Source organism: Cereibacter changlensis JA139 (assembly GCF_003034985.1).
Classification (GTDB): domain Bacteria; phylum Pseudomonadota; class Alphaproteobacteria; order Rhodobacterales; family Rhodobacteraceae; genus Cereibacter; species Cereibacter changlensis.
In genome coordinates, this window is sequence record NZ_PZKG01000092.1 from 1 (window position 1) to 15,941 (window position 15,941).

Genomic DNA, 15,941 nt, shown 5'->3' on the forward strand with positions numbered 1-15,941 from the left:
CCCGAAGGACGCGGCTTCGGCCTGCCGGATACGCTCGCGCGGGCCGCCCAGGCATTCCAGAACCGTCAGCCGGGAAGCGCCGAAGCCCTGCGCCGCGAGCCATGTGGCAAGCTCGGCCGGGGCGGTGCCGTCGCGCAGCAGGCAGATCGCCCGCACCCCCTGCCCGAGCAGCGGGCGCAGGCGGGTCAGGGGCGCGGCGTGGAGACCGAGGCAAAGCACCTCTTCCAGCCGCCAGCCCAGCCGGGCGGCGGCCAGCGAGAAGGTGGAGGGCGCGGGGAAGGCCTGCCATTCGCCCGGCGCAAGATGCGCCGCGAGACTGCCGCCCGCGCCGTGCCAGAACGGATCGCCCGAGGCGAGCACAGCTACCCGCTGCCCCCGGCAGGCCAGCACCGGCGCGACCGAGAAGGGCACCGGCCAGTCGCGGCCCCGCCCGCCCGCCAGCGCAAGATGCCGCGGGCCGCCGAAGACCAGCTCGGCCTCGTCCAGCGCTTTGCGGCTTGCGGCGGAGAGACCGGACAGGCCATCTTCGCCCAGACCGATGATCGACAGCCAGGGCTCAGCCATGCTTCACCCCCTCATCCTTGGCGGCACCACCGAGGCCACCCGGCTGGCCCATGCGCTGGCCGTGGCGGGGGTGGACGCCGTGTTCTCCTACGCGGGGCGCACCGACGCGCCGGTGGCCCAGCCGCTGCCGACGCGGATCGGCGGCTTCGGCGGCGCAGCGGGGCTGGCGGAGTATCTGCGGGCGGAGCGGATCAGCCATGTGATCGACGCGACCCACCCTTTCGCCGCCGGGATGAGCCGGAACGCGGCTGAAGCCTGCGCCGCGATCGGCATCCCGCTGCTGGCGCTGGAGCGCAAGCCCTGGGTGGCGGGCGACGGCGACCGCTGGACCAGCGTGCCCGATCTCGACGCCGCCGTCGCCGCCCTGCCCGAGGCGCCGGGCCGGATCTTCCTCGCCATCGGACGGCAGCACCTGCAGGCCTTCGCCGCCAAGCCGCAGCACCATTACCTGCTGCGCCTCGTCGATCCGCCGCCCGCCCTGCCGCTGCCCAAGGCCGAGGCGGTGATCGCCCGCGGGCCCTTCACCTTGGAGGGCGACCTCGCCCTTCTCGCGGCGCAGGACATCGGGCTGATCGTCGCCAAGAACTCCGGCGGCGAGGGGGCGCGGGCGAAGCTCGAGGCGGCGCGGCAACGGCAGATCCCGGTGATCCTGATCGACCGCCCCGCCCTGCCGGAGCGGGCGAGCGTCGAGAGCGTGGCCGAGGTGCTGGACTGGCTGCATCAGGCACGCCTCGGGGTGTAGACCCAGCGGCCGACGCGACGGGTGGCGGAGTTGCCAACGATCACCATGGTGCGCATGTCGGCCATCTCGGGCCGCGCCTCGGCCAGCGTCACCGTCTGCAGCCGTTCCTCGGGAGTGGAGACGGCGCGGGCGAAGGTGATCATCCGCTCGGGTGCACATTCCTCGCGCAGGATCTCCAGCACGCGGGTGAAGCCTTCGGGGCGGCTGGCAGAGCGGGGGTTGTAGAAGGCCATGGCGAAATCGGCCTGCGCGGCGAGGCGAAGACGGGTCTCGATCACCGCCCAGGGCTTGAGATTGTCGGACAGGTTGATCGCGCAGAAGTCGTGGCCCAGCGGCGCACCGGCCCGCGCCGCCGCCGCCAGCATCGCGGTGATGCCGGGCAGCACCCGGATGTCCAGTTCCTGCCAGAGGGGCGCATCCTCCAAGGCCTCGAACACCGCCGAGGCCATGGCGAAGACCCCCGGATCGCCGGAGGAGACCACGACGACCCGCCGCCCCTCGGCGGCCATCTGCAGCGCGTGCCGCGCGCGGTCCAGCTCCACCCGGTTGTCGGAGGGATGCAGCACCAGCCCCGGACGCGCCGGGATGCGGGCGACATAGGGGATGTAGCCGACGATATCCGTCGCTTCGGCCACGGCGTTCGTGACTTCCGGCGTCACCAGAGCCTCGTCGCCCGGGCCGAGACCGGCGATGACCAGCCAGCCGCTCACTCCGCAATCTCCGGGCGGCGGCCCTGGCCGTGGACCAGCACGATGGCGAAATACGGGCAGTCCTCCGGCGCCTCGGCCAGCATCGCCACGCGCTGCCCCGGCATGGTGCCGCGCTCCACCAGCCAGGCCTGATCGAGCCGACCGGCGCTGGCGAGGGCGCGGCGGATCTTGGGCAGGTTGCGCCCGGTCTTCATCACCACCAGCGCATCCGCCGTGCCCATGTGGCGCACCAGATCCTCCTCGGGCAGCGTGCCCATCAGCACGGTCAGCACATCGTCGCCCCAGGTGATCGGCTGGCCGGTCGCGGTCCAGCAGCCGGTCATGCCGGTGATGCCGGGGATCACCTCGACCGGGACGCGGCCCTGCAGGCGGCTGTGCAGATGCATGAAGGAGCCGTAGAAGAAGGGATCCCCCTCGCAGAGCACCAGCACATCCGTCGTCTCGACCAGCTGCGTCAGCCGGGCCGCCCAGTCGTCGTAGAAGCGGGCGAGCGCGTTGGTGTAGTCGGGGCTGGCGAAGGGGATCTCGGTGGTGACCGGATATTCCATCGGCAGTTCCACCGCATCGCCCCGCAGCATGCCCTCGACGATGGCGCGCGCCTGCCCGGCCCGCCCGGCCTTGCGGAAATAGGCGACATGCGTCGCCTGCCCGATGGCGCGGGCGGCGCGCAGGCTCATCAGGTCGGGGTCGCCGGGGCCGAGGCCGGCGCAGATCACACGTCCCATCATTCCCTCCGGCAGGCGAGCGCGTTGACCGCGGCCACGGTGATCGCCGAACCGCCGAGCCGGCCCAGCACGGCGAGCGACGGCACCGGCGGGGCCTCCATCAGCGCGGCCTTCGACTCGGCGGCGCCGACGAAGCCCACCGGGCAGCCGATGATCGCGGCGGGGCGCGGGCAGTCGGGGTCTTCGAGCATGTTCAGAAGATGAAAGAGCGCCGTCGGCGCGTTGCCGATGGCGACCACCGCCCCCGCCAGATGCGGCCGCCACAGCTCCAGCGCCGCCGCCGAGCGGGTATTGGACATCGACTTCGCCAGCTCCGGCACGGAGGGATCGTGCAGCGTGCAGATCACCGCATTGTCGGCGGGCAGGCGGCTGCGGGTGATGCCCTCGCTCACCATCCGCGCGTCGCAGAGGATCGGCGCCCCCGCCTCCAGCGCCGCGCGGGCGGCGATGGCCATGCCGGGCGAGAAGGCGACATGCGCCTCCAGCCCGACCATACCGGCGGCGTGGATCATGCGGACGGCGACGATCTCCTCCTCCGGCGTGAAGCGGGCGAGGTCGGCCTCGGCGCGGATCATGGCGAAGGATTGGCGGTAGATCGCGGCCCCGTCGGTTTCATAGTGATGCATCGGAACTCTCCAGCAGGGCGGCGATGGAATTGCGGCGGGGGGTCCAGAGGCCCGCGTCATGCAGGCGCCGGAAACAGGAACGCAGCGCCTCGAGCGCCTGCGGATTGGCCTCGGCGAGGAAGGCCACGAGATCGGGGCGGCCCAGCGTCGCCTCGTGATAGAGGTCGAAGAGATGGGCCGGCACCACCTGCGCCAGATGCGCGAAGGCCGCCATGTGATCGAGCGTCGCGGCGATCTCGGCGGCGCCGCGGAAGCCGTGGCGCATCATGCCCGTCGCCCAATCGGGGTTGGCGGCGCGGGCGCGGACGGTGCGGGCGATCTCTTCGGTGAGCGAGCGGGCGCGCGGGGTCGTCTGCGTCGTGTCGAGATGGTAGAGCGCGGGGGCCTCGCCGCCCAGTCGGGCGACGGCGGCGGCGAAGCCCGCCTCATGCGCGGCATAGTCGGCGGCCAGCAGCAGGTCGGATTCCGCCAGATCCTGCGGGTGCACGAAACTGTCGGCGGCCAGCACCCGCGCCTCGATGCCGGGGCGGTCCTGCCGCGACTGGCCGTCCTTGCCGATGGCCCAGCTCGAGGCGGCAAGCCATGCCTCGCCGGCCGCCAGTCGAGCGCCTTCGGTGAATTCCTCCAGCGCCGAGCCCATGCCGAGGCCGAACATCCCCGGTTTCGGGCCGAAGACCCGGGCGGCGCGCTGGCGGTAGGGATTGTCCCCCGGCGGCTCTTCCCGCTCGGCCAGCGCCTCGGCCCCGGCTTCGAAGAGTTGGGCAAGGCCGGGGAAGATGTCGCGGAACAGGCCCGAGACCCGCAGCGTCAGGTCGATGCGCGGGCGGCCCAGGAGGGCGAGCGGGATCACCTCGAAGCCCGCCACCCGGGCCGAACCCTCGTCCCAGCGCGGCGCGAGGCCGGCCAGATGCAGCGCCATGGCGAATTCCTCGCCCGCCGTCCGCATCGAGGCCGAGCCCCAGAGATCGATGACCAGCCCGCGCGGGTAGTCGCCATGGTCCTGCAGGTGGCGGCGGATCAGCTCTTCGGCCAGCTTCACGCCCTGCGCATGGGCGGCGCGGCTCGGCACGGCGCGGGGATCGACGCTGAAGAGGTTGCGCCCGGTCGGCAGCACATCGGCCCGGCGCTGCGGCGAGCCGGCGGGACCGGGCCGGACACGGCAGCCGGAGAGCGCCGACAAGAGCCCGTCACGCTCCGCCTCGCCGCAGTCGCCGCGCCCGAAGACATGCAGGCCGACGCCGAAGCGGCTCTCCTTGATGTCGCAGACGAAACGGTCGATCCGCACGATGGCCTCGGCGGCGGAGGCGCCGGGCGGGATGCCCAGATCGTCCTCGACGCCCCGCGCCCGGGCTTCGTCGCGGATCGCGCCGATCAGCCGACCGCGGCGTGCAGGGTCGAGCCCGTCGGCCGTGGAATATTCATCCAGCAGCCGCTCCAGCCCGGCCAGCGTCTCCGGCATCCCGGCCTCGGCCAGAGGGGGCGGCAGGTGACCCAAAGTCAGCGCGCCGATGCGCCGCTTGGCCTGCGCCGCCTCGCCGGGGTCGTTGACGATGAAGGGATAGATCACCGGGGTGGCGCCGGTCAGCGCCTCGGGCCAGCAGGCGCCGGAAAGCGCCACCGCCTTGCCCGGCAGCCATTCCAGCGTGCCATGCGCCCCCATGTGGATCAGCGCCTGCGGCGCCTGCGCGCGGAGCCAGAGGTAGAAGGCGACGTAGCCGTGGCGCGGCGTGCGCGTCAGGTCGTGATAATCGCCGTCGCGGGTCAGCGCCTCGCCGCGCTCGGGCTGCAGCGCAACGAGCGCCCTGCCCCGTCGCAGCGCAGCGAAATGAAAAGCATTTTCACGGCAGGCGGGGTCTTCCTCGGGCGCACCCCATGTGTCGTGAAGATCGGCCTGCAGTTCCGGCGGAAGGCTGGCCAGCGCCGCGCGATAGGCGTCGAGCGGCCAGCTTTCGAAACTGTGCTGCAGGCTCTCCAGTGGCGTGCCCGGAGCGATGCCGTAGCCCGCGCCCGCCAGATCCTCCAGAACCGCCTCGGTGGAGGCCAGCGCGTCGAGCCCGACGGCATGGGCCATCTGCCAACCCTTGCCGGGATAGGTGGAGAGCACCAGCGCCAGATCGCGGCTCCCGACCGGCGTCCGGCGCAGGCGGTCCCAGGCGCTTACCCGCGCCACCACGGCCTCGATTCGGGCGGCGTCGGGGCGGTGGGCGAAGAGATTGAACTGCAGCGCCGGGTCGCGCTTGCCCGGCGACTTGAAGCTGACCACTCCGGCGAAGAGCCGGCCGTCGACCTCGGGCAGCACGACATGCATGGCGAGATCGGCGGGCGAGAGGCCCCGGTCGGAGACCGCCCATTCCCGCCGCCTCGCGGTGGAGAGCGCGACCTGGAACACCGGGCAATCCGCCGCCTCGAAGGGCGTCATGCCGTCGGGCCCCTGCGCCGAGAAGGCGGTGGCGTTGACGATGGCCAGGGGCGGATGCGCGCGGAGATGCGGGGCGAGCCAGTCGGCGAGGCCCGGGCTCTTCAGCGAGGGCGCGAAGACGCCATGCGCGGCGAAGCCCGCCTGCCGCAGCGCCGCGATCAGCGCGTCCACCGGCGCGGTGTCGCCCGCCGTCAGATAGGAGCGGTAGAAGCTGACCAGCACCCCCGCGCTTTCCGGCGCCGGGATCACGCCGCGCCCGGGGTCGTAGAAGCCCATGTCGGGCACGGTCTTGGCGCCGATCACCGGCCCGGCATAGAGACCTGCCGCCAGCGCGAGCTGCGCCAGCGCCGCCTGCGCCGCCACCGCCCCGCCCGCGTCGCAGAGCGCCGTCAGCCTCCGCAGGGTCGAGACCGGCAGAGTGGAGAGCCGGTCGAGCCGCGCATCCTCGCGCCCGTCGGCGGGCAGCACGGCGAGGGCGATGCCCTGCCGCCGCGCCAGATCCTGCAGGGTGGCGAGCCCATAGGCCCAGTAATCCTCGCCGCCGATCACCCGCACCAGCACCGCCTTGGCGCCGCCCAGCGTGCGCTCGGCATAGGTGTCGACCGAGAGCGGATGGCGCAGCGCCACCAGATTGGCGAGCCTGAGCGAGGGCAGCGTGCCCTTCGCCCGGTGCCAGCCCGCCGAGAAAGCCCCGAGGTCGCTGTCGGAGAAGGACAGCACGACCAGATCCGCCGGGTCCTGCCCCGGATCGAAGGGCGTCTCCGCCTCTTCCAGACCATGGCTTTCGCGGAAGACCAGATGCACCCGTCAGGCCCCCAGAACGGCGCGGATCGCGGCTTCGTCGATGTGGTGATGCTCGGCGATGACCACGAGGCGCGACTGGCGCGGTTCGGCGCCCCAGGGCCGGTCGAACTGCATCCGCACCCGCTCGCCCACCGCCTGCACCAGAAGCCGCATCGGCTTGCCGGTCACGGCGACATGGCCCTTTACCCGCAGGATGTGCTGCTCGCGCGCCAGACGGACGATGGCGGCGCTCAGCGCCTCGGGGTCGGCCACTTCCGGCAGCGCGATCACCACCGAGTCGAAGTCGTCATGCTCGTGATCGTCGGCGCCGTCGTGATGCGAGGGCCGCGCCGCCAGATCGTCCTCCGCCGCCGCGCCGAGCCCGAGGATCACCCGCGGGTCGATTACCCCGTCGGTCATCGCCAGCATCGGCACCTCGCGCGGGGTTTCGGCGGCGATCAGCGCCCGCGCCTCGGCCAGCCCCGCCTCGCCCGCCAGATCGGCCTTGGACAGCAGGATGATGTCGGCGCAGCAGATCTGGTCCTCGAAGACCTCCGACAGCGGGGTCTCGTGGTCGAGACTGTCATCCGCCGCCCGCTGCGCCTCCACCGCCGCCACGTCGGGAGCGAAGCGGCCCGCCGCCACCGCCTCGGCATCGGCCACCGCGATCACCCCGTCGACGGTTATGCGCGACCGGATCGCCGGCCAGTCGAAGGCCTTCAGCAAGGGCTTCGGCAGGGCGAGGCCCGAGGTCTCGATCAGGATGTGGTCGGGGCGCTGCGGCAGGGCCATCAGCGCCTCGATCGTCGGGATGAAATCATCGGCCACGGTGCAGCAGATGCAGCCATTGGCCAGTTCGACGATGTTCTCGACCGGGCAGGACTCGTCGGCGCAGCTTTTCAGGATGTCGCCGTCCACGCCCACCGTGCCGAACTCGTTGACGAGGATCGCCAGCCGCTTGCCCTGCGGATTGGCCATCAGGTGCCGGATTAGAGTGGTCTTTCCCGCGCCGAGAAAGCCGGTGATGACGGTGACGGGGATCTTGGTGAGCGCGGTCATGGGGCCTCCAGCGGCGGGATGCGGGCAAGGGATTGTTTGCGGAAAATCTCGGGTCGCTCGCGCCAAGGCACGATGCCATCGGCGGCCCCGGCATAGGCGGCGGCCCCCGCGAGGATGGCCGGCGCGTCGGTCTCGGGGTTCAGCCGGCCATAGACATAGGTCCAGCGGCCCGGCGCGCTGAGCGCCACGGCGCAGCCCTGCGAGCAGGCCGAGAGGCATTCGACCGGGCGGATCGTCACGCCCTCCGGCAGGTCGCCGGCGCGGAGCGCCTCGTGCAGCCGCGCGCCGGGCGGCAGCGCGCCCTCGGGCACGGGCTGTCCCGCGCGGCATGTGGTGCAGACGTGAAGCGTGACGGCCATCCCCGGTCCTTGTGCGTAAGGCATGGGGGAAGCGGGCCAATGGAGGACACGACAGGGCGGGCCGGGCGCGTCATCACACCGGTCGCGGAACACCCCGTCCGCCCGTTAAGTCTCTGTGCTGGCAGGTCTCCCGGCTTGCGGATTCTGGGTCTTCACCCAACGGACGCCCGCCTTCCCGACCTTGCGGTCAGTGGCCTCGGGCGGCCTTTCCGGTCACGGTCGCGGGGGCGGCTGCGCCTCGGGCCGAAGCCCTGTCGCATTCCCTCTTCGCCTGTCATAAACAGGAACCAACACGGGGGCATGTGACGCAGGAGCCTCCCCGATGTCAAGGAGCAGCACCGCATGAGCGACAGCACGGAACAGGCCGAACTCGACCGCCACGCCGGCAAGATGGCCAAGAAGAAGGCCGCCCGCGACCGGATGATGGAGGGCAAGAGCGGCGAGAAGGGTCTGGTGATCGTCCACACCGGGGCGGGCAAGGGGAAGTCGTCCTCCGGCTTCGGCATGATCCTGCGCTGCATCGCCCATGGCATGCCCTGCGCCGTGGTGCAGTTCATCAAGGGGGCCTGGGACACCGGCGAGCGGCGGCTGTTGACGGAAAACTTCGCCGATCTCTGCCAGTTTCACGCCATGGGCGAAGGGTTCACCTGGGAGACGCAGGACAAGGCGCGCGACATCGCCGCCGCCCGCGCCGGTTGGGAGAAGGCCAAGGAGCTGATCCGCGATCCGTCGATCCGGCTGGTGCTGCTGGACGAGATCAACATCGCGCTGCGCTACGGTTATCTCGATCTGGAGGAGGTGCTGGCCTTCCTGCGCGACGAAAAGCCACATCTGACGCATGTCGTTCTGACCGGCCGCAACGCCGCCGAGGCGCTGATCGAGGCGGCGGATCTGGTGACCGAGATGACGCTGGTCAAGCACCCGTTCCGGTCGGGCATCAAGGCGCAGGCCGGGGTGGAGTTCTAGGCCTTCGGCCCACTGAAGATCGGGCGCAGGACGGGCCCGAGCGCGGTGGGCAGGAAGGCCAGCAGGAATAGCGCCCAGCCGAGGGTCCAGAGCGTCGCCGCCCCGGCGATCAACCCGGCGTAGTGGTCGGGCAGCGCATCGACCGCCAGCCGCGCGCCCGTGGCGAGCCAGATCAGCGCATAGCCGAGGATCAGCATCGGCCCGGCCCGCAGCGCCGGACCGTCGCGCCGCGCCGCCGCCCGGGCGGCGATCGACAGGATCATCCCGCCCATCGCCCCCATGGTCAGCGCATGCACCACATCGGCCTCGCGCAGGATCTCCGGGAACAGCCGGGCGAGGCCGACCAGCATCAGCCCGAAGGGCAGCCAGAGGAAGGTCAGGTGCAGCATCGCCAGCAGCGGATTGCCGAACGCCGTCAGGCTGGCCCAGCCGGCGAAGCGCCAGAACTGGACAAGCGCCGCCAGCATCAGCGCGACGGCGCTGGCCCGCTCGACCCCGGCGAGCGTCAGGCCGAGGGCGGCGAAGAGCAGCAGAAGGCCCAGCCGGTCGGCCAGCGGGTTCTGCCGGGGCATGCGGCCCCTGCCGATCAGCTTGAGCCAGTTGCCGGTGAAGGCGGGCAGCATCTTGCCGCCGATCACCGAAACCTTGATGGCGAAGAACATCCAGAGCGCGCGGGTCAGCGCCTGCATGTCGAAGGGCAGCGTGCCCTCGCGGGCGGCCACGACGAAGAGCAGATCCGCCAGCCCCAGCGCCAGGACCGCCGAGGGAAAGCCGAGCTTGCCCCAGACGCGCGCACCGAGGATGTCGCGGTAGAGCAGCCCCGCCACCAGCCCGAAATAGCCGATCCCGGGCAGCAGCAGCAGCGGCAGCGGCAGGCTGTCGCCCCAGACCATCGCCAGCCGCTCCAGACACCAGAGCGCGACAACGGCCTGCAGCAACCGCCCCGTCACCGGGGGCCGCCCGGTCCAGCCAGTGACGGCGGTGAGGAAATAGGCCGCCATCGAGGCGCCGCCGAAGCCCGCCAGCATCTCGTGCGCATGCCAGTGCACCGGCGTGCCGAGGCCGGGCGACGGCAGGCCGAGCGCCACGCCCCATTGCCACCAGGCGAGCGCAAGGACCGACCAGAGCCCCGCCGCCAGGAACAGCGGCCGGTGCGGCGCGAGCCAGAGATCGGAGAGGCGCTTCGGCGAGAGGGTCATCGGGCGGGTCCGGATTGGGCAGACCTGCTATGGACCGCCGCGGCCCGGTCCCGCAAGGGGGCTGGCCGCGGCGGGTCTGCGCGTCAGCGGTCTATCTGGGCCAGCATCTCGGCCGGATAGCGGTCGCCCTGCACCTCGATCTGCGTCAGCACCCCGCCGATCTCGGCCAGCTCCTGCGGCGAAAGCTGCAGGTCCGCCCCGCCGAGGTTCTCCTCCAGACGGTGCAGCTTGGTGGTGCCGGGGATCGGCACGATCCAGGGCTTCTGCGCCAGAAGCCAGGCCAGCGCGATCTGCGCCCGCGTCGCCCCGAGCCGCCCGGCGATCTCGGCCAGAAGATCGACCAGCCGCTGGTTGGCCCGCCGCATCTCTTCCGAGAACCGCGGCAGCTTGGCGCGGAAGTCGCCGGGCGCGATCGGTGTCGCGGCATCGATCGCCCCGGTGAGGAAGCCGCGGCCCAAGGGGCTGAAGGGCACGAAGCCGATGCCGAGTTCCTCCAGCACCGGCAGGATCTCCGCCTCCGGCTCGCGCCACCAGAGCGAATATTCACTCTGCACCGCCGCCACCGGCTGCACCGCATGGGCGCGGCGGATGGTCGAGGCGCCCGCTTCGGAGAGGCCGAAATGCTTGACCTTGCCCTCGGCGATCAGCGCGGCCACCGTGCCCGCCACCTCCTCGATCGGCACGTCGGGATCGACGCGGTGCTGGTAGAACAGGTCGATCCGGTCGGTGCAGAGCCGCTTCAGCGAGGCCTCGCAGACGGCGCGAATAGTCTCGGGGCGGCTGTTGGCGCGCTTGTCCGGCGTGCCGCCGATGAGGCCGAACTTTGTGGCGATGACCACGGCGTCGCGGATCGGCGCCAGCGCCTCGCCGACGATCTCCTCGTTGGTGAAGGGGCCGTAGACCTCGGCGGTATCGAAGAAGGTCACCCCGCGCTCATGCGCCGCACGCAGGAGCGCCACCGCCTCGTCCCGCGGCATCGGCTGGCCGTAGGAGCTGTTCAGGCCCATGCAGCCGAATCCGAGGGCGGAGACCTCCAGCGTGCCGAGTTTGCGTCTGTCCATGGTCTATCCTTTTCTGTCCGGGGCGGCAGAGTAGCGGCTGTCCCGGCGCTTGTCTGCCGCGCAGGCGGACTTTCTGCGAAAGTCCGGGGAGGCGATCTTTCTACGAAAGATCGGAACGGCGTTTTCGCAGAAAACGCGTCCCTGACAGGATTTTCGCCAGAAAATCCGTGTCTCGCGCAGCTGGATCGGCACCGCGGGGATGGACAGTGCCCGGCCTGCGGCCTAAGTCCCGGCGGCATCAGCCAGTGCACGCCCCGGGCGGCATAGCCAGCAGGACCGCGCGAGGATGGCGGCACGCCCCTCCGCCCCGGAAGGAGCCGCCGATGCTGAGCCAGTTCTTCGCCTATTACCGCCCCTGGCGCCTGCTGTTCTGGGTCGATTTCACCTGCGCCGTGCTCTCCGGCCTTTTGGAACTGGCCTTCCCGCTCGCCGTCACCGGTTTCATCGACCATCTGCTGCCGACCGGCGACTGGAACCTGACGGCGCTGGCGGCTGTGGGGCTGCTGCTGATCTACATGCTCAACGCCGGGCTGATGGCCATCGTCATCTACTGGGGCCACCGGCTCGGGATCAACATCGAGACCGAGATGCGCGCCCGGGCCTTCGACCATCTGACGCGGCTGTCCTGGCGCTGGTTCGACCGCGCCCGCACCGGCAAGCTCGTCGCGCGGGTGACGCGCGATCTGGAGGAGATCGGCGAGGTGGCGCATCACGGGCCCGAGGATCTGTTCATCGCGGTGATGACCTTCGTCGGCGCCTTCCTGCTGATGCTGTCGATCCATCCGCAGCTGGCGCTGATCACCGCGTTGGTGGTGCCGGCCACGGTGTTCATCGTCACCATCTACGGCGGGCGGATGACCCGGACCTGGCAGGAGATCTATGCCCGCGTCGGGGCCTTCAACGTGCGGCTGGAGGAGATGCTGGGCGGCATCCGCGTGGTGCAGGCCTTCGCCAACGAGCGGCACGAGCGCGCGCTTTTCGCCGCCGACAACGCCCGCTACCGCGCCACCAAGCTCGATGCCTATCGCGTCATGGCCGCCTCTTCGGCGCTGAACTACATGGGCATGCGGCTGGTGCAGGTGGTGGTGATGGTGGCGGGCGCCGCCTTCGTGCTGGAGGGCAGCATGACCACCGGCGGTTTCGTCGGCTTCCTGCTGCTGGTCGGGGTGTTCTTCCGGCCGATCGACAAGATCGCCGCGGTGATCGAGACCTATCCGCGCGGCATCGCCGGGTTCCGCCGCTATCTGGAGCTGCTGGCCATCGAGCCCGAGATCGCCGATGCCCCGGAAGCCTCTCCCGCCCCGGCGCTGCGCGGCGACATCCGCTTCGAGCATGTCGATTTCGGTTATGAAACGGGTCGGCCGGTGCTGCGCGACATCTCGCTCGAGGTGGCGGCGGGCGAGACGGTGGCCTTCGTCGGCGCCTCGGGCGCGGGCAAGACCTCGCTGCTGGCGCTGGTGCCGCGGTTCTACGATCCGTCGGCGGGGCGCATCCTGATCGATGGCAAGCCGCTCGGCGCCTATACGCTGGAAAGCCTGCGGCGGCAGATCGGGCTCGTGTCGCAGGATGTCTTCCTGTTCGGTGGCACGCTGCGCGAGAACATCGGCTATGGAAGGCTGGAGGCCTCGCCCGAGGAGATCCGCCGCGCGGCGGAACGGGCGCAGCTCGGGCCGCTGATCGCCAGCCTGCCCGAGGGGCTGGAGACGGTGGTGGGCGAACGCGGGGTGATGTTGTCGGGCGGCCAGCGCCAGCGCGTCGCCATCGCCCGGGCCTTCCTGAAGAACCCGCCGATCCTGATCCTCGACGAGGCGACCTCGGCGCTCGACCGCGAGACGGAGCGGGAGATCCAGAGCGCGCTGGAGGCGCTGTCGCAGGGCCGCACCACGCTGGTGATCGCGCACCGGCTGGGCACGATCCGCAATGCCGACCGAATCGTGGTGATGGAGGCGGGCCGGATCATCGAGACCGGCGCGCATGACGAGCTGATCGCCCGCGCCGGGGCCTATGCAAGGCTGGCGGCCTGAACTACCTTCCGGCGCCGCTCAGGCGGTCGCGGCCAGCGCCTCGCGCACCGCGATCTCGGCCATGGCCAGCGCCGCCTCGCGGCTGCGGGCGGCGGCGATGAAGCGGCCGTTGTGGCAGAAGCTGGCCCCCGACACGCCCGAGGCGGCCTCCAGCGCGGCGTCGGTCAGCCCGGCCCATGCGGCGGGCAGGTCGGCGCGCAGCTCGAACCCGTCGGCGTTGCGGCGGATGCCGGTCAGGCACCAGTCCTGCTGGCGCGGATGCACCACGAAGAGCAGGTGGTCGGCCCCGGCCTTCACCACGGCGGGGCGGAAGGGCATGCCCATCGGCAGCTCGAGGATGCGGCTCTCGCCGGCCTCGGCGATGGCCTGCTGCACAACGGATTCGGCGCGCAGCTTGGCGGCGCTCATCGCGATCCGCGCCTCGGCGAAGCTGCGCGCGATGGCCAGCGCCGCTTCGAAGCTGCGGGTCTCGGCCTCGGGGTCGGTGTTGTCGAAGACCGGCTTCAGGGTTTCCAGCAGGGTCGGCAGCGCCATCCCGGCCAAGGGGCCCGTGAGGCTCGAGGCGCCGTTGTCGGCGAGGTCGATCGGCAGCACGAAGCCGGCATCGAAGGAGGCATGGATCGCCTCGATATCCGCCTCGGGCAGGTCGAAGCTGGCGAGATAGGCGCGGCCATACTGTTTCCAGACCAGTCCGAAGGAGCTGTAGGGCTGGCCGTCCTCGCGCAGCGGCGCGCCGCGCTGGTGGTGGTCGAAGATCCCCGCCTCGGCATCATAGCTGCCGCCGACATCGTAGATGATGCGGTCCGGACCCGGGGTGATCCATTCCGGCGCGCGGCTGCGCACCAGCCGGGCCTCTGGGAACAGCCGGGTGAGGATGACGCTGGAGAACAGCTCGTCGGCGTGGAAGCCGCCGGAATGGGTCACGAGATAGGCCGGGGTCATGGGGTCGCCTTGGCTTGGGGGAAGCGGCTTACGCCGCAGCGCGACCGGGCCGCCGGGCGAAGATCGCCTGCCAGCCTGCCACGGTCTTTTCGTCGAGATAGAGCAGCCCCGCCACATCCTCGACCGGCAGCCCCTCGGACAGAAGCAGCAGGGCATTCGCCATGCGGGCCTGCACCACATCGGGGGCCTTGCTGTGCAGCGCCTTCAGCAGCATGTCGCGGTCTTCGGGGGAAAGGATCATGTCGGTCACGGTTCTGGCGGTCCTGAGGAATGAGCCCGTCCGATTGACACAGGAAACCGCGAACGGCAATGGGGTCGCGCGTCGCGCGCCGCAGGTTCTGCCTCTGGTGGTCGCCATTCCGCCCCCGGTTGCCGCCGCGCTCGGCCCCCTCCCGCTGCAGTCGGCCCCATGACCGCCCTGCGAGAAGCGGCAAGTCGGGGCGGTCGCGACCGCCTTCAACCTTCGGATAAGCACCGCGAGGACCTTTCAACCGTGGGGCGAAGCCGCACAGGAATTGGGCGCGCGGAAGATTCGCTTCGCCGCCGAGGCTCCGGCGCGGGGCCCGCGCGGCTGCCTGTCAGCGGATTTTCCTGTTCCGGCCCCGGCCCGCGTGTTAATCCTGAATCCATAGCACGCGCAGCCTTCCCCCGATTTTCTGACCTTTGCACTGTCGTTTCCTTGTTGAGAAGGGATTTTCGCGAATGCGTAGCGCCGCCGGATCACCCCTTGCCGCGCCTGTCTTGGAGCCTGCCCCGCGCGGGGCTCCGCGAAACCCGTACTGCGCTGGCCTGTCGCCTTCCCGGACCGCATGAAGCCTAGCCCGGCGATCACCCTGCGGGGCGGGGCGCCCGGCATGAGAGAGAGGACGGAAAGATCGGCGTCGTGACCAGATCCTTCGACCAGAGCGCCTTCGATGTCGCCATCGTCGGCAGCGGCCCGGCCGGGCTCGCGGTGGCAAGCCGGCTCATAGGGCATGGCCTGTCGATCGCGCTGATCGAGGCCGGGAACGAGCGGCACGACCCGCAGGACGAGCGCCAGAGCTTCGCCGCCGAGAACGCGGTCTCGGTTCTGCATCCGGCCGCGCATCTCTATCGCCGCCGGATGCTCGGCGGGGCCTCGACCTCCTGGGGCGGGCGCTGCATCCCCTTCGACCGGGTCGATTTCAGCCGCGGCGCCGGGGGCATGGGCTGGCCCTTCCCGCTGGAGGAGGTGGAGCGGCACGTCCCCGAAGCGCTCGACTTCCTAGACGCCGGGCGGCCCGAGCATGACGAGACGGCCTTCGCCGAGCCGCTGCGCTGGAACAGCGCCGCCTGCCCCGATCTCGACCTCGACACGATCGAGCGTTTCTCGCTGCCGACCGACCTCTGGCGCAAGCTGCGCGGCGAGCTGCGCGACAGGCCGGACCTGCAGCTGATCCCCGACCACCTCGTGCTGTCGGTGGAGCTGGCGCCGGACGGCGGCAGCGCCGTGGCGCTGCGGGTGCTGGACCGGCAGCGCCAGAGCGAGCGGCGGCTGGTCGCCCGCCAGATCGTGCTGGCCTGCGGCGGGATCGAGACGACGCGGCTGCTGCTCGCCTCGCGCTCGGTGCCGAGCGCGGCATCGGCAACCACAGCGACCATCTCGGGCGGCATTACATGACGCATGTGATGGGCGACATCGGGGGAGTTGGTGCTGGCCCCGGGGGTCCGAGCAGGCCCAAGCTGGACTACCGCCGCACCCACGACGGGGTCTATGGCCGCAGCCTGATCCGCATCGCCGAGG

The 15,941-nt window shown here is 71.2% G+C and carries 15 protein-coding genes and 1 riboswitch; of the genes, 4 read left to right on the plus strand and 11 right to left on the minus strand.

The genetic code is table 11. The features are described from left to right. On the minus strand, positions 1-564 hold a 564-nt coding region (gene cbiE, locus C5F48_RS16450), incomplete at its 3' end, for a precorrin-6y C5,15-methyltransferase (decarboxylating) subunit CbiE (protein ID WP_107664975.1). Between cbiE and C5F48_RS16455 the strand changes: the two genes are divergently transcribed. Next, on the plus strand, positions 563-1,306 hold the full coding sequence (locus C5F48_RS16455) for a cobalt-precorrin-6A reductase (protein ID WP_107664974.1): 744 nt from the start codon (positions 563-565) through the stop codon (positions 1,304-1,306). The two genes, cbiE and C5F48_RS16455, sit on opposite strands and share 2 nt — an antisense overlap. Here C5F48_RS16455 and cobJ read toward each other — a convergent pair. The 6 genes from cobJ to C5F48_RS16485 are packed head-to-tail and all read right to left on the minus strand — an operon-like array spanning position 1,285 to position 7,987. Continuing rightward, entirely contained in the window at positions 1,285-2,016 is a 732-nt protein-coding gene (cobJ, locus tag C5F48_RS16460; protein ID WP_107664963.1) for a precorrin-3B C(17)-methyltransferase, read from the minus strand. The genes C5F48_RS16455 and cobJ overlap by 22 nt on opposite strands. Continuing rightward, a complete protein-coding gene (locus tag C5F48_RS16465; RefSeq protein ID WP_181247715.1) occupies positions 2,013-2,741 on the minus strand; it encodes a precorrin-2 C(20)-methyltransferase in 729 nt (242 codons plus the stop codon). The genes cobJ and C5F48_RS16465 overlap by 4 nt, the downstream gene beginning before the upstream one ends. Next, entirely contained in the window at positions 2,741-3,367 is a 627-nt protein-coding gene (locus tag C5F48_RS16470; protein ID WP_107664965.1) for a precorrin-8X methylmutase, read from the minus strand. The genes C5F48_RS16465 and C5F48_RS16470 overlap by 1 nt, the downstream gene beginning before the upstream one ends. Then, on the minus strand, positions 3,354-6,590 hold the full coding sequence (gene cobN, locus C5F48_RS16475) for a cobaltochelatase subunit CobN (protein WP_107664966.1): 3,237 nt from the start codon (positions 6,588-6,590) through the stop codon (positions 3,354-3,356). The genes C5F48_RS16470 and cobN overlap by 14 nt, the downstream gene beginning before the upstream one ends. 3 nt (positions 6,591-6,593) lie before the next feature. Continuing rightward, complete coding sequence (cobW, locus tag C5F48_RS16480; RefSeq protein ID WP_107664967.1) at positions 6,594-7,628, minus strand: cobalamin biosynthesis protein CobW; 1,035 nt, start codon at positions 7,626-7,628, stop codon at positions 6,594-6,596. Continuing rightward, positions 7,625-7,987: a DUF1636 family protein gene (locus C5F48_RS16485; protein ID WP_107664968.1), complete on the minus strand. Its 363-nt coding sequence runs from the start codon at positions 7,985-7,987 to the stop codon at positions 7,625-7,627. Before C5F48_RS16485 ends, cobW begins: the two co-directional genes overlap by 4 nt. A 103-nt stretch (positions 7,988-8,090) precedes the next feature. Continuing rightward, a riboswitch (cobalamin riboswitch) is annotated at positions 8,091-8,294 on the minus strand. 35 nt (positions 8,295-8,329) lie between these two features. On the opposite strand from C5F48_RS16485, the gene cobO reads away from it, so the two are divergent. Next, on the plus strand, positions 8,330-8,953 hold the full coding sequence (gene cobO, locus C5F48_RS16490) for a cob(I)yrinic acid a,c-diamide adenosyltransferase (RefSeq protein ID WP_107664969.1): 624 nt from the start codon (positions 8,330-8,332) through the stop codon (positions 8,951-8,953). On the opposite strand, the gene C5F48_RS16495 is transcribed toward cobO, so the two are convergent. Then, positions 8,950-10,152 carry an NnrS family protein gene (locus tag C5F48_RS16495; protein WP_107664970.1) on the minus strand — a complete coding sequence of 401 codons (1,203 nt, stop codon included), beginning with the start codon at positions 10,150-10,152 and terminating at the stop codon, positions 8,950-8,952. The genes cobO and C5F48_RS16495 overlap by 4 nt on opposite strands. Before the next feature lie 83 nt (positions 10,153-10,235). After that, positions 10,236-11,213, minus strand: a complete 978-nt coding sequence (locus C5F48_RS16500) for an aldo/keto reductase (RefSeq protein WP_107664971.1) — start codon at positions 11,211-11,213, stop codon at positions 10,236-10,238. Positions 11,214-11,536: 323 nt separating this feature from the next. Here C5F48_RS16500 and C5F48_RS16505 point away from each other — a divergent pair, with 323 nt between their 5' ends. Continuing rightward, positions 11,537-13,237 carry an ABC transporter ATP-binding protein gene (locus tag C5F48_RS16505; RefSeq protein ID WP_107664972.1) on the plus strand — a complete coding sequence of 567 codons (1,701 nt, stop codon included), beginning with the start codon at positions 11,537-11,539 and terminating at the stop codon, positions 13,235-13,237. A gap of 18 nt (positions 13,238-13,255) precedes the next feature. On the opposite strand, the gene C5F48_RS16510 is transcribed toward C5F48_RS16505, so the two are convergent. Together C5F48_RS16510 and C5F48_RS16515 are read right to left on the minus strand one after the other, a co-directional pair. After that, complete coding sequence (locus tag C5F48_RS16510) at positions 13,256-14,179, minus strand: MYG1 family protein (protein WP_107664973.1); 924 nt, start codon at positions 14,177-14,179, stop codon at positions 13,256-13,258. Positions 14,180-14,207: 28 nt separating this feature from the next. Continuing rightward, positions 14,208-14,420, minus strand: a complete 213-nt coding sequence (locus tag C5F48_RS16515; protein WP_107664976.1) for a hypothetical protein — start codon at positions 14,418-14,420, stop codon at positions 14,208-14,210. 642 nt (positions 14,421-15,062) lie between these two features. Here C5F48_RS16515 and C5F48_RS16520 point away from each other — a divergent pair. Next, complete coding sequence (locus C5F48_RS16520; RefSeq protein ID WP_258186519.1) at positions 15,063-15,818, plus strand: FAD-binding protein; 756 nt, start codon at positions 15,063-15,065, stop codon at positions 15,816-15,818. Positions 15,819-15,941 lie beyond the last annotated feature (123 nt).